The organism is Planctopirus sp. SH287, from assembly GCF_056500625.1.
Map to the genome: position 1 here is coordinate 1,101,009 of NZ_CM151403.1, position 13,652 is coordinate 1,114,660.

A 13,652-nucleotide genomic window follows, 5' to 3' on the forward strand; every position below is an offset into this window, starting at 1 on the left:
CAGAACGCTGCTGCCAGAAAAGAGGGAAGCCGACCAATTGTGGCGTGCTCGGCCCATTGACAACGCGACCCCACTCACGCATGACGGTGAGTGGGGCCGCTTGATTGTGGCTTTTCTAAAGCTTTCTGTCTTTGGCTAGTGCATTGTCAAAGTATAAAATTCGGGTCTCTTCTGTTGTTAAGTCCGACAACGGAGGACGTTGCGGCGACATCAACCCGAAGACGAAGACGAAGACGAAGCCGTGACACGGCGCTAGCTTTCAATCTTTGGCTTTTTCAAAGCCCGCTTGAATCAGTTCTTTGTAGCCTGGCTGTAAAGGACGAACGTCGTAGCCATAGTCCTTGAGTACGCTGGCCGCTCCCAAAGAGCGTGCACCTACTGCACAATAGGTGTAGACAATCCGGTCTTTCGGGACGATCTTGCGAACATCAGCCTCAGTGGTTCCTTTTTGCAAACCACGAAAGGGGAGCAGAACAGCCCCTTCGAGATGTCCCCGGTTCCACTCGTCTTTGTCGCGGACATCGACCAGAATCGCCTTCTTCTCAGAAATATGCTTTTTGACGGTCTCCAGTGAGTCCTTCGTATGATCAGCGGCAACAACCAGTGAACTCAGGCTGACGAACATCGAGAGAGACACAAGAGCGGTCAACTGGTGAAGCCGAGTCATGAGACGTTCCTTCAAATGAGGCGATACGGTCATAAAAGATGTTTTTTAGCCGCCAATGACAGTGAATTCCACGGGGACATTATTTCGGGTTGCGTGTGAATAGGGGCAGATGGTGGCATGGGCTTCTTCGACCAGGGCCTGCAAATCAGCCTGGGGAAGAGATGCGTCTTCCACCGTCATTGCCACCGCCAGACCAAAACCGCCTCCATCGCGCGGGCCGATAGAAACCGCACAGGTGACTTTTGCTGCTGCGGCGTTCTTTTTGTGCTGCTTGGCTACGAAGTCGAGAGCACCACCAAAGCATGCCGCATAACCGGCAGCAAAGAGATGTTCCGGCGTTGCAGTCCCGGCTGTCCCTGGCCCGCCCATGGCCTTGGGAACCGACAGGTCAACCGCAACCAGACCATCTTCAGATGCGGTATGGCCATTTCGCCCACCACTGGCTGTTGCACTGACTGTGACCAGAGACTTAATGGAGTCCATTGTTCATTCCTTACTGAATATCAAACGGCTTCAACACCTGCGGGCAGTTATTTGCCTGGGAATCCCTCTTTCCCCACGTTGGAATACCGTGGGGGATGGGCGATTCTCAAGTGAGGCTGCCATAAAAGGGTGGGGAATTCAATGTTCATCACTCTGCTGCGTTTGTCTCTCGATAATCGTGTTGGCGAAATTTTTCAGGGAATTTATCTTTTCAACTGTTTCCCAAAACGCTAGAAAATAGATCGTTAAGAAACAATGAGAATTGCGGCAAGCCATGGTCGTTACGGGGAATTGTTGGGTAGAGTCGACGAAATACGATTCCACCCCAATTTCGCCCTCTAACGAGTTGTGCCAACTTGTCACAAACATTTTCATCAACATCAGACGCGCCAGAATCATGGTTGAAGAATTGGTTCTGGGGGATTTGGACTGTCACTGCCGCTTTTGGCTGTTATTTCGCCATGTATGGCTTTCGCAAGCCATTCACAGCAGCCAGTTTCAGTGACACAACATGGGGAGGAATGGATTTCAAAAGCGTCCTGCTGATCTCGCAGGTGCTGGGATACATGGTCTCGAAGTTCATCGGCATTAAGGTGATTGCAGAAACGCCACCTCACCGGCGCGTGATAGGCATTCTGATTCTCATTGCCATTGCACAATTGAGTTTGGTTGGTTTTGGTCTTGTTCCACGTCCGTGGAACTTGATTCTCATGTTTATGAATGGCCTGCCACTGGGAATGGTCTTCGGGCTGGTCTTGGGTTGCCTGGAAGGGCGTCGATCGACAGAAGCACTCACTGCGGGGTTATGCGCCAGCTTCATCCTGGCTGGTGGTGTCATGAAATCCGTAGGAACCTGGCTTCTCCAAGAAGTCCGGATCTCGGAGGACTGGATGCCGGCCGTTGCTGGCGGGATTTTTATCCTGCCTTTGGGAATCTGCCTGATCATGCTCAGCCTTGTCCCACCTCCTTCTCGGGAAGATATTCTGGCTCGCAGCGAACGACTTCCAATGAACCGTGCTGATCGTTGGGGATTCCTGAATCGATATGCCATCGGGCTGATCCCCATCATTGTTTTCTATTTACTGGTGACGATTCTCCGCAGCTTAAGAGACGACTTTCAACCTGAGATCTGGGCGAACCTGGGGATTACCGCTTCCGCTGCATTATTTACTCAGTCAGAACTATTGGTGACTTTGGGGGTGTTGGTTGTTAATGGAACTGCCGCATTAATTCGCGACAATCGCCTCGCTTTTTTTACAGCACTATCAACTTGTGGTTTGGGGCTGGGACTATTGGCGGTGTCACTCATTGGGCATCAAGGCAAATGGATCGATGGATTCACGTTTCTCGTGCTACTGGGGTTAGGACTTTATCTCCCTTATGTCGCTTTTCATACAACGGTCTTTGAACGTCTCATTGCGATGACTCGTGATAAAGGGACCGTCGGTTTTTTGATGTACGTCGTCGACGCGGTCGGCTATCTCGGATTCGTCGCGATCATGCTTCTGAAAAATGTGATCTCTCAACGAATGAATGTGCTCGAGCTACTGATCTGGTCAAGCTGGATCAGTGTCGCTGTTGCTACCACCGCGTTGGTCATCAGCTGGTTTTACTTTGCTTCTGTGAGACGTGGCGACCAGCCCGTCACATAATTTAACGATCTATTTCTTCCAACAGGTCTTTATGCCTCTCTCAACGAAATCCTCTTCACGTGAAAGTGGAAGCCACCGGAGAGTTTCTTCAGTGGTCTCCTCCAACCCAGCGACCTGTCAAGCTGCCGTCTTTTCGGGTGAGCAGCATGTCATGACTCTGGAAACGCTCCTCGTCCCAAAACCTCAGGCCGGGGAAATCCTGATTCAGGTGGCGGGCTGTACTCTTTGCGGCAGCGATTTACACAGCGTCGAAGGGCGACGGAAGGTTCCTGTCCCGACGATACTTGGGCATGAAATTGTGGGACGCATTGCGGCTTTTGGCCATGATGCTCCTCGCCATGATATTGCCGGGCAACCACTGGAAACTGGTCAGATGGTGACCTGGGCTGTTGTTGCAAATTGCGGCGAGTGCTTTTACTGCCTGCACGACCTCCCCCAAAAATGTGTTCATTCCGTCAAGTATGGGCACGAAGCTTTTCGTCCTGGCAAGGAACTTCTCGGAGGACTTGCTGAATACTGCCTTCTCGTCCCGGGAACGAGCATTATCCGCCTTCCTGAGCAGGTGCCCTTAGCCGTGGCTTGTCCTGCCAGTTGCGCGACCTCCACCGTCGCAGCCGTGCTGGAAGCCGCGGGATCTCTGGAGAATCGAGCGATCTGCATCCTGGGAGCAGGGATGTTGGGATTAACGGCATGTGCCATGTCCCGCGCGCTTGGTGCTCGCCATGTTATTTGCGTTGACCCTCATCCCGTTCGCCGAGAGTTAGCAGCAAATTTTGGTGCCACTCATGTGACTGAGTCAACGAACCTGGCAGAAACGCTTCAGTCAGCCGGCCTCGTCTATGGAGTCGACGCGGTTGCTGAACTCTCCGGTAATAATGCGGCTTTTGAATCGGTTTGGCCACACGTCCGCATTGGTGGAACTATTGTCCTTGCAGGTTCCGTCTTTCCATCACCCCCCGTGGGCATTGCACTGGAGCAGATTGTTCGTCGTCAAATCACGCTCCGTGGAGTCCATAATTATGGCCCTCGTCACCTGAAACAAGCCGTGGATTTTCTGGCAACCGAGCATGCTAACTACCCCTTTGCCAGTCTGGTGGCCGCGTGGTATCCGCTGGAAGAAATTCTGACAGCTATGACCGCTGGTAAATCGCCATCGGCTATCCGTATCGGAATTAAAATGCCGGAATAGCAAGGTCAGCACGAGATTCCCACGCCATAAACAAAAAGACGGGAGAAGCCTTCATTTCAAGCTTCTCCCGTCTTTTTTATCAAAACGGGTTTAACCCCGAATGGCTTTGGTGTAACGAGCCAGAGCCATCAACGGGAAGTAGAGGGGATAGAGGTGGTATCGGAGGTAAAAGACTCGAGGGAAACCGGTTCCGGTGAATTCTTCTTCGTTCCAGGTGCCGTTGGTATTCTGTGTGCGAATCAGGAATTCAATCCCTTTCTGGCATTCCAGAGAGTTTTGCTCGCCAGCAGCAATCAGGCCGAGAATTGCCCAGGCTGACTGAGAAGCGGTTGGTGTTCCCTGCCCACGGAGTTCCGGGTGATCGTAAGTTGCTGGCGTTTCTCCCCATCCGCCACAGGCCTGCTGTGTTCCCTTTAACCACTGGGCCGCGTTCTTCAGACGAGGATCGCTGGCAGGAATGCCGATCGCGGTTAAACCGACCAGGACTTGCCAGGTTCCATAAAGATAATTCACTCCCCAACGGCCGTACCACGCATGGTCGGGTTCTTGATCCTTCCAGATAAATTCCAGGGCACGCTGCACCGATTGATCACGGATGGAAAGACCTACCGCAGCGTAGGCTTCAAGAATTCTCGCGGAGATATCAGCATTGGTTTCATCAAGCATCGCATTATGATCGGCGAAGGGAACTTTCGTCAGCAAATCCCGATTGATGTCTGAGTCAAAAGCCCCCCAGCCACCATCAGAAGATTGCAGCGCTTTAAGCCAGAGAGTCCCTCGTTTCATGGCTTGAAGGACAGGCCGGTAGCTTTCCAGCTGCCGAACGGCCTGATCAGAATCTTTGGCCAGGCCTGACCATCCCGTAGCTCCCGAAGAGCGGGTGAGTCCCGCTTGATGCCGCTGTTCAGTGTGATCTGATTTTTCCTGGGAAATGTAAGGTTTCATGCTTTCAGGAAGCGTGCTGGCCAAGGCGATCAAGACCATCGCGGTGTCATCGACATCCGGATAAAACTCATTTTGAAACTCGAAATACCACCCGGAAGGTTCCACGTGAGGATGGGCTTTTGACCAATCCCCCCGATGGCGAACTTCTTTGGATACGAGCCAGTCCCGCGCCTTACGAATCGCAGTCGATTCTGGCGAAACCCCCGCTTCTCTCAAGGCAATGACCGAAATTGCGGTGTCCCAGACTGGCGACAGGCAGGGCTGTAATCGCAACGTATCTCTCGTGCGGAGCATCAGTTTGTCAAGTTCATCGCGCTGCCGTTGAATCACCGGATGATCAGCGGCAAAGCCAGCGGCTTTCAATCCAATCAGTGTCCAGATGATGGGAGGGAAAATCGCTCCCAGGCCATCACTCTTCTCCTGACGATCTAAAATCCATTGAACACATTGCTGTGTCGCACGACGGCGGAATGGCTTCAGACCATATCGTTCCAGCAACTTGAAACCCTGATCAACACGGAAAAAGAAACGCGACCAGTTAATCCAGCCCGATGACGACGATTCATGGTTCACGCCACGAATGAACCGGGAAAGCGTTTTTTCCGGCGACGTGTAAAGTTCTTCCAGATGAGGCGATCCCGTTTGTCCCAGTTGAGCAGCGACTGTGGAAACAGGTTGAAAGGCCCAAAGCAGGCTGAGTGGGACGACAATTGTGCGTGACCACGCCGACATCTGATAAAGATTGATCGGGCAGATTTGTGGAAGCAGGATGATTTCTGGCGGGACAGCCGGGCAAAGCTCGTAGGGTATCAGGCCGAGCATCGCGAGATAAAACCGGGTGTAGCTGTTCACACGTTCGATGCCGCCTGCCGCCAGGATGGCATTTCTGGCCCGAACCATCTGTTCCTCATCGGGAGAGCAACCTGTGATCCGCAACGCCAGATAGGCCTTCACAGCACAGCTGACATCAATCGGCCCGCCGGGAAAGTTATTCCAGCTTCCATCGGCGCACTGCTTTTCCCGTAAATACCTGGCCGCAGCGTGAGCGGGTTCTGTGTCTGCTTCACCGAGATAGGCCAGCAGTAAGATATATTCCGACTCGAGGATCGTGTCTCCTTCGAGTTCACCGACAAAGTAGCCCGCTTCGTTTTGAAGCCCCAAAAGCTGTGTTCGTGAACGATGGAGAGCACACTCCAGCGGACTTGTGCTTCCGGTCGGTGCAGAGGACGTGGAATCGCTGGTTTCCAGATCTATCAGCCCCCGTGAGTGACGAGTCCCACCGTGTGCTCCCGAAGTCATTTCAGGCAATCTCCATCCCTGGTCGCGCCGATCGTTGGCCACTCAAAGCAGGATTCATCTGCCTTAACAGCAATGATCGGTCAGAAAAAGTTCACTCAATTTCAGGCTTGAAAGTTTTATCAATCTCGACCGTCATTCCGAAACTCATGGTCGCACGATCAGGAGAGGCTCACGGTCAGGCGGTACTGTGAAGCAGGCACCCATGGCTGTCGATGGTCTCCGGCCCTCGAAGATCATGATGGACAAAACGATCCTGCTCTTTTAACGAGCGATTTTGATCCTACGGCTCATCATTGATTACCGCAAGAAGAGTCGCGCGATTCAACTGATCGATATTGTGCCCTTCGAGTCGGAAAGGGAAAAAAATCCCTTATCTGCACAAGCAGGAGTCAGGCCCGGAATGAGGGAATGAATCTCCCGGAGGCGTTTGTTGGACAGTCGTCTATCCCACATTATTCATAAATCACGACTAGAAATGTCAGTGCCTCGCCCTTACCACGATTCTCAATCGAGTGAGGGACATCGGCGCGATAACTTGCCGAGTCGCCTTTCACAAGATCCCGGACTTCGCCGGCCGAAGTGATGCGGACTTTTCCCTGCTCAACGGTGATGAATTCGCGGGTTTTTTGAAAATGAGCATCGCTCTTCAATGATCGTCCCGGCTTCAATTTGAGCTGATAAAACTCCACATCCTTCTCTAGCGGCAACGGTGAAAGAGTGCGGATTTCACAGTCTTCGTCAGAACGGTAAAGGTGCGTCAGGTCATCACCACGAATGACATGAATTCCTGCCGCGACTGGTGGTGACTCGACGAGCTGTCCAATAGACAGGCCGAAGGCGCGGGCAATTCTGGCTGTAACCGCCAGTGTCGGGTTGGCCTCGTTTCGTTCTATCTGGCTTAACATCGAGCGGCTGACCCCGCAGGCCGTGCTCAACTGGTCGAGCGACCAGCCGTTCTGTTGACGCAAGTCACGAACACGGTGACAAAGCAATTGACTGATTGCGTCGGCTACGTCTGGCGGGACTGGCTGAGGCTGGTTCATGCGATTTTCAACCTTGAAGCAGAGTTCGTCGCAGAAACTGTCAGAAAATCTGGAATTTCTGTAGGCTTTCCTCTTGCCGGAGCAGAGACTTCGATTCTAGCATAGCGGATGTCGAATCCAATATCACGGACGTTGTTTTTTCGCCAGTCCGTCGTTATTGTGTCAATCGAGATGATAATATGCGACGATCTTGAATCATAATTGGCGGGAAGGAAGCACATGCACGGACTCGTGAAACGCAACGCTGCTGTGGGGCTTTGGCTGGAAGATGTGCCCGAGCCGGAATATGGCATCAACGATGTGCTGATTCGTGTCAAAAAGACCGGAATTTGCGGCACTGACGTTCACATCTACAAATGGGACGATTGGGCTAAAAAAACGATTCCTGTCCCCATGGTTGTCGGGCATGAATTTGTGGGCGAGATCGTGGCTGTCGGTTCCAATGTGGTGGATTTTCATCCTGGCGATATCGTGAGTGGTGAAGGTCACGTGGTTTGTGGCCGCTGTCGCAACTGTCTCGCCGGTCGGCGACATTTGTGTGCTCACACTCAAGGCGTGGGTGTGAATCGGTCAGGGGCCTTTGCGAATTACCTTTCGCTTCCGATGTCGAACGTCTGGCACCACTCGCCGGGAATTGACCTGGATGTGGCTTCGATCTTTGACCCATTTGGTAACGCTGTTCATACCGCACTTTCATTCGATCTGTTAGGTGAGGACGTGTTAATCACGGGAGCCGGGCCGATTGGAATCATGGCGACTGCCATCGTCCGCCATGCCGGTGCCCGCCACGTTGTTGTGACAGACCTCAATCCTTATCGCCTTGAACTCGCCCGTAAGATGGGCGCGACGGTGGCCTTTGATCCGCGAGAAACAGATCTTGCCGCCGTTCAGGCAAAGCTTGGCATGAAAGAAGGCTTTGACGTCGGGTTGGAGATGTCTGGCAATCCTCACGCTTTTAGCAGCCTGATCGCCAGCATGGCCCATGGCGGCAAGATCGCCATGCTGGGGATTCCTGAAAAGTCGATGGCCATTGACTGGAACACCGTGGTTTTCAACATGCTGACAATCAAGGGGATCTACGGTCGTGAAATGTACGAAACCTGGTACAAGATGACCGTCATGCTACAAAGCGGGCTTAACATCGCGCCGGTCATTACGCATCGTTATCACTACACCGAATTTCAGAAGGGTTTTGATGTGATGCTTAGCGGTCAGTGCGGCAAAGTTGTGCTCGACTGGGAAAACTAAGCTTCGTCCGGATATCTATCGATTTCCAATAGTCTTGTTTCCTGGGAGAGTGACTTATGTCGACGCGGTTTCTGGAACATATCAGTGGACAACTCGATCAAATCCGCAAAGCGGGAACTTATAAGTCTGAGCGAGTGATCTCAACGCCTCAGAATTCGAGCATTCAGGTCGCGGGTGGCAAGCCCGTTCTGAATTTCTGTGCTAATAACTATCTAGGTTTGGCTCAACATCCCGAAGTGCGAGCAGCTGCCGCCAAGGCGCTGGACGAATGGGGTTATGGGTTAGCTTCAGTGAGGTTTATCTGCGGCACACAAGGTCTTCATAAACAGCTTGAAGGAGCACTGAGTCAGTTTCTGGGGATGGAAGATACGATCCTCTATTCATCGTGCTTTGATGCCAATGGGGGACTCTTTGAAACGTTGCTCGGGCCGGAAGATGCGATTATTTCTGATTCGCTCAACCATGCGAGCATCATTGATGGCGTCCGTCTCTGTAAGGCTCAGCGATTTCGCTATGCCAATAATGAAATGCAGGACTTGGAAGCGAAACTGAAAGACGCTTCTGGTGCTCGTTTCCGGCTCATCGCCACGGATGGTGTGTTTTCTATGGATGGCTACATTGCTAATCTGCCAGCAATCTGTGAGCTGGCCGATAAATATGACGCGATGATCATGGTCGACGATTCTCATGCGGTCGGTTTTACCGGGCCAAATGGACGCGGGACGCACGAATATCATCACGTGATGGATCGCATTGATATCATGACGGGCACGCTCGGCAAAGCGTTGGGTGGCGCCAGTGGCGGCTATACCAGCGGACGGCAGCCAATCGTCGATCTCTTACGCCAGCGCTCTCGGCCGTACCTCTTTTCTAATACACTTGCTCCACCTATTGCCGCAGCGTCACTCAAAGCGCTGGAACTGCTGAGCGAGTCGACTCATTTGCGGGATCAGTTGGAAAAGAACACCGTCTGGTTCCGGAACGCATTACAAGAAGCCGGCCTTAAGGTGCTTTCCGGCACGCATCCGATCTGCCCGGTCATGTTGGGCGATGCAGCCCTTGCGGCTAAATTTGCAGATCGCATGCTGGAAGAAGGGGTCTATGTCATCGGGTTCTCGTATCCGGTGGTGCCTCAGGGGCAAGCCCGCATTCGCACACAGATTTCAGCTGCTCATACTCAGCAGGATCTTGAAACTGCTGCAGCGGCATTCAGCAAAATCTGGAAAGAACTTGCTGTTTAGCTCAGGTGTCGAATCTTTTTCAGACTCGCCAGAACTCATTGGATCACAGACGTTTTTTGCGTTGAAATCGCCGGAGTGTTCTCATGCCATTTCGTAGCCTGCTGGTATTGTTGCTGTGTGGCCTTGTTCTTTCGGCAAACGCCTCAGCGCAGACAGGCAAAACGCGAGTGACCAAGCCAGCGACGACTAAACCGGCAACCAAAAAGGGAGCCAGCATCCGGGCAACGGCTGTGGCCATTGATCCTGAAAGCTGGAAAGTTCATCAGGATTTTCTGCTGGATGGCGTGACGGAAATCAAAATTGGTGGCCTTCCAGGAACCATTCTTCCTTATGGGGCCAAAGCCTTCCCGGTAGTCGTCTCGACAAATCAGGGGCAAACGAGTGTTGCCGCTGCGGCTGCTGAATATGGCAAAGGCCGAGTCGTTGCACTGTGTCACAATGATCTGCTTGGGTCGGGGCCAGTCAACCATGCCATGACAGGGCGGTTCATCAGTAACTGTATTGTCTGGGCAGGTGGTAAAGAGAAAGCCCCAGGCGATGTTAAAGTGGCCGTACTGAATAAAAAGAGCCTCCTCCAGCAGTTGCAGGGAGCCAAAATCCCGGCAATTGAAGTGGGCGGAAAGAGTTGGTTAGTTCAGACCACGGGGGCCGACGTGATCATCGCGGAAATTGATGGTTTGTCGGATGACGAATTACGAGGGTTGGACAACTTTGTCAACCGGGGTGGTGGGCTGATTTCTGTCACATTGATCTGGGCTTGGCAGCAGTATGGTAAGGGGGGCCACGCTGCAACCGAAAACGGGGCAAACAAACTATTTGCCAAGGCTGGCCTCGTCTGGTTGGAGGGAACTCAGGAAGGCAAGGATGGGATCTTTACTGTCACGACACCAGTTCCTCCCTTGGCCAATGCCGGATTTGCCGCACAGCGACTTCAGGAAGCGATGGATGACAAGACGCCTCCGCCGCCCGATGACATGAAACAGATTGGCTCAACATTGGGGCCAGCTTTGGTTGGAATCCCCTGGAAAGAAGATCATGGCGTTGTCAAAAAGCTGGTCAGCTTTATCGACACCTATGAAAAGCAGATGCCTGTTCCCACTCCGAAACAGCCGGTGAAATCCACACAGCCGGAAGCAAAGCTTCTGGTCGGACTTCAGACAGGTTATTTTTTGAACCTTCCGCTTGAGGACATGAAGGCTTGTCCCACCGCATCCACATTTCCCGGAACTGTTCCCACTTCTGCCAAACGAGTGACTCGTAAGGTGGCCATTAACACCGAAACCACTCGTTGGAAAAGCACTGGAGTCTATGCCCCTCCTGGTGCAAAAATCAAAGTGAAAGCTCCCCGAGAATTGCTGGGCGGGAAGTTTGAAATTCAAATCGGTTCACACTCCGATTCTCTCTGGTCAAAAGAGGAGTGGCGACGCCCGCCGGCCATGCTACGCCGCTTCCCGGTTGATCAAGTCGAGTTTGAAGTTGCTCATGCTTACGGAGGACTGGTCTATGTGCTGGTTCCCGGAAATACCAAAGCAGGTGAGTTTGAAATTGAGTTTTCTAACGTTGTTGACGCTCCCTATTTTGTTCATGGAAAAACCGATATCAGCGACTGGCGATTCGCCATCCGCAACTTCCCGGCTCCCTGGGCAGAGTTGGAAACACGAAATCTGGTGATCACTGTTCCAAGCGAACTGATTCGTAAGCTCGATTTCCCGGATAAGTTAATGGATCACTGGGCCGCGGTGCTCGATGCCTGTGCCGATCTTTACGCGATTCCCCGCAAGCGTCCTTACGCTGAGCGGTTTGTCTTCGATAACCAGATCAGCGCAGGATTCATGCACAGCGGATATCCGATCATGTGCTTTATTAATCCCTCTGCTCCAGAAGTAGTCGATCTCAACTATCTTCTCAATAAGGGGGGGTGGGGCTTCTATCATGAGTTAGGGCATAACCATCAGAAGGGAGAGTGGACTTTTTCTGGCACAGGCGAAGTGACAAACAATCTCACACCGCTCTATGTGATTGACACACTGACCCCTAAAGCTTTCTCTCACGATGCGATTCAACAACCTGACAGGGATAAAAGAGAAAAGAAATATGCTGGCAGTGGTGCGCCGTTTGATAAATGGAAAGACGACCCATTTCTCGCACTGACGATGTATATTCAACTCAAAGAAGAGTTCGGCTGGGATCCGTTTAAGAGTGTCTTTGCGGAGTACGGCAAGCTGCCAGCCAACGAGCGCCCCAAGACCGATCCTGAAAAGCATGATCAATGGATGGTTCGTTTTTCGCATCGCGTGAAGCGTAACCTGGGGCCGTTCTTTCAATACTGGGGAGTGCCTACATCTGAAGGGGCACGCCAATCGATTAAGGATTACCCAGTATGGATGCCTGCCGGGCGTACCAGCCCGCGGACGTAGTGGTACGACCACTCTCTCCTGACAGGTTATTGAGCTTGTCCGCAGGCTTGTTGGCCTGCTCATCACTCTTTGCTAAACCTGTCAAATCAGAATTGAAGCTCCAGTAGTGGGGCGGGCGGCATTAACTCTATTTCGTATCAATAATGACATTGCGCTACCTGCTGGAACATTTGTCGGTCGCCTTTGGTGCTGTGGCAGGTGTGCTGGCAGGACGCGGCAAACGTGTCGACCTGTTTGGCATTCTGGTGCTGGGAATGGTCACAGCGACCGGAGGCGGTACACTTCGTGACCTGATTCTTGATGTCCCCGTGTTCTGGGTACAGGATGCCAACTTCGCCATCACAGCGATTGTGGCTTCCAGTTTCATGTTCTTTATGGCGAGATACCGTAAGGCCCCGTTGCGGACATTACTGTTTGCTGACGCCGTCGGTCTTGCGTTTGTGGCGATCATTGGGACGGCAAAAACCGACGCACTGGGCCATGCGAATGTGATCAGTGTCGTTCTGGGAGTCACCACGGGGGTCGCCGGCGGAATTCTGCGAGATGTTCTCTGCCGTGAATTCCCCACGATCTTTCGCACGGAAGTCTACTGGTACGCCACAGCGGCCTTCTGCGGCGCCAGTTGCTACTTGATCATGAACGCTCTCTGGGGAAGACAACCCGTGAATCTGCTCGTCTCTTCAGCACTGATTCTTGTCTTGCGACTGGCTGCTTTGAAATACCGCTGGAAACTGCCAGAATTTCGCGTCCATGAAGAAATGCCAGAGATCACCGGCGACGACTCCATGATGCGCTGAAGATTGCTGACGGCCGTCAGGAACCTGTTTGAGAACCACTCATCCTGCTGCCTCGGGGAGAAGATCCCGCAAGCCTGTCCTGAGAGACCCGCAGCCGATCCCGAGGTGTCCGCTGGTGGCAGTGGAGTGCTGGTGTCACCCCTGGAAAGCGAAACGCCTAACTCCTCACAGAATGAAGAGTTAGGCGCTGATTGTCCGCGAATGGCCAAGAATCATCTTTGGCGCATTTCACTGCAAAAACTAAAGGCGCCGCCAGGATTCAAACCGGGGATGGTGGATTTGCATTAGATCCGTGATTATACATAACACATTGCCAAGGATTGACTTACGAAAAACAGATTCAATCGCCTGTACCGCAGTTTGTCCTCAAAAGCAATTTGACTTGGCCCAGATTGTCCTCGCATGGCCGACGTTGCCCGACTACGCGAAGCAATCTGTGCTGCTCATCGTGCGCTCTGCACTAAATGAACAGGAGGAGAACAAACTGTCTCAACCTATAGGCAGACGGAACAAGAGTCGATCAAACGCTATTCCGCCGTGCCCGCATCCGTCGACAGTTCCGCCTGCTTGAGCACGAGTTGCGTGGCATTTTCCGACAAGTCTGGCGGATACCCGTACATCGCGAGCAACTTTCGCACTTTGCGCCGCATGTCTCCGTCCATGCTACGTCG

10 protein-coding genes and 1 pseudogene are annotated in these 13,652 nt (G+C 52.6%); 6 read left to right on the forward strand and 5 right to left on the reverse strand.

Annotated features, from left to right (window positions below; genetic code table 11):
- Positions 1–259: 259 nt before the first annotated feature.
- Complete coding sequence (locus SH287x_RS03980) at positions 260–667, reverse strand: rhodanese-like domain-containing protein (RefSeq protein ID WP_479517141.1); 408 nt, start codon at positions 665–667, stop codon at positions 260–262.
- 45 nt (positions 668–712) lie between these two features.
- Positions 713–1,150: an organic hydroperoxide resistance protein gene (locus SH287x_RS03985; protein ID WP_479517142.1), complete on the reverse strand. Its 438-nt coding sequence runs from the start codon at positions 1,148–1,150 to the stop codon at positions 713–715.
- 401 nt (positions 1,151–1,551) lie between these two features.
- On the opposite strand from SH287x_RS03985, the gene SH287x_RS03990 reads away from it, so the two are divergent.
- Together SH287x_RS03990 and SH287x_RS03995 are read left to right on the forward strand one after the other, a co-directional pair.
- Complete coding sequence (locus SH287x_RS03990) at positions 1,552–2,802, forward strand: DUF5690 family protein (protein WP_479517143.1); 1,251 nt, start codon at positions 1,552–1,554, stop codon at positions 2,800–2,802.
- 151 nt (positions 2,803–2,953) lie between these two features.
- Positions 2,954–3,991: a zinc-binding dehydrogenase gene (locus tag SH287x_RS03995; RefSeq protein ID WP_479517144.1), complete on the forward strand. Its 1,038-nt coding sequence runs from the start codon at positions 2,954–2,956 to the stop codon at positions 3,989–3,991.
- A 90-nt stretch (positions 3,992–4,081) separates the two neighbouring features.
- On the opposite strand, the gene SH287x_RS04000 is transcribed toward SH287x_RS03995, so the two are convergent.
- Together SH287x_RS04000 and SH287x_RS04005 are read right to left on the reverse strand one after the other, a co-directional pair.
- Positions 4,082–6,235, reverse strand: a complete 2,154-nt coding sequence (locus tag SH287x_RS04000) for a terpene cyclase/mutase family protein (protein ID WP_479517145.1) — start codon at positions 6,233–6,235, stop codon at positions 4,082–4,084.
- A 452-nt stretch (positions 6,236–6,687) separates the two neighbouring features.
- On the reverse strand, positions 6,688–7,278 hold the full coding sequence (locus tag SH287x_RS04005; RefSeq protein WP_479517146.1) for a helix-turn-helix domain-containing protein: 591 nt from the start codon (positions 7,276–7,278) through the stop codon (positions 6,688–6,690).
- A 219-nt stretch (positions 7,279–7,497) separates the two neighbouring features.
- Between SH287x_RS04005 and tdh the strand changes: the two genes are divergently transcribed.
- From tdh to SH287x_RS04025, 4 genes are all read left to right on the forward strand, one after another.
- Complete coding sequence (tdh, locus tag SH287x_RS04010; RefSeq protein ID WP_479517147.1) at positions 7,498–8,526, forward strand: L-threonine 3-dehydrogenase; 1,029 nt, start codon at positions 7,498–7,500, stop codon at positions 8,524–8,526.
- A 56-nt stretch (positions 8,527–8,582) separates the two neighbouring features.
- Positions 8,583–9,767 (forward strand): glycine C-acetyltransferase, encoded by a 1,185-nt coding sequence (locus SH287x_RS04015; RefSeq protein WP_479517148.1) that lies wholly within the window; start codon positions 8,583–8,585, stop codon positions 9,765–9,767.
- A gap of 83 nt (positions 9,768–9,850) precedes the next feature.
- Complete coding sequence (locus tag SH287x_RS04020; protein WP_479517149.1) at positions 9,851–12,184, forward strand: M60 family metallopeptidase; 2,334 nt, start codon at positions 9,851–9,853, stop codon at positions 12,182–12,184.
- A gap of 143 nt (positions 12,185–12,327) precedes the next feature.
- Positions 12,328–12,981, forward strand: a complete 654-nt coding sequence (locus SH287x_RS04025; protein ID WP_479517150.1) for a trimeric intracellular cation channel family protein — start codon at positions 12,328–12,330, stop codon at positions 12,979–12,981.
- Between the two features lie 527 nt (positions 12,982–13,508).
- Here the strand turns inward: SH287x_RS04025 and SH287x_RS04030 are convergent.
- Positions 13,509–13,652, reverse strand: a pseudogene (locus SH287x_RS04030) (type I restriction enzyme endonuclease domain-containing protein); the annotation flags it as partial.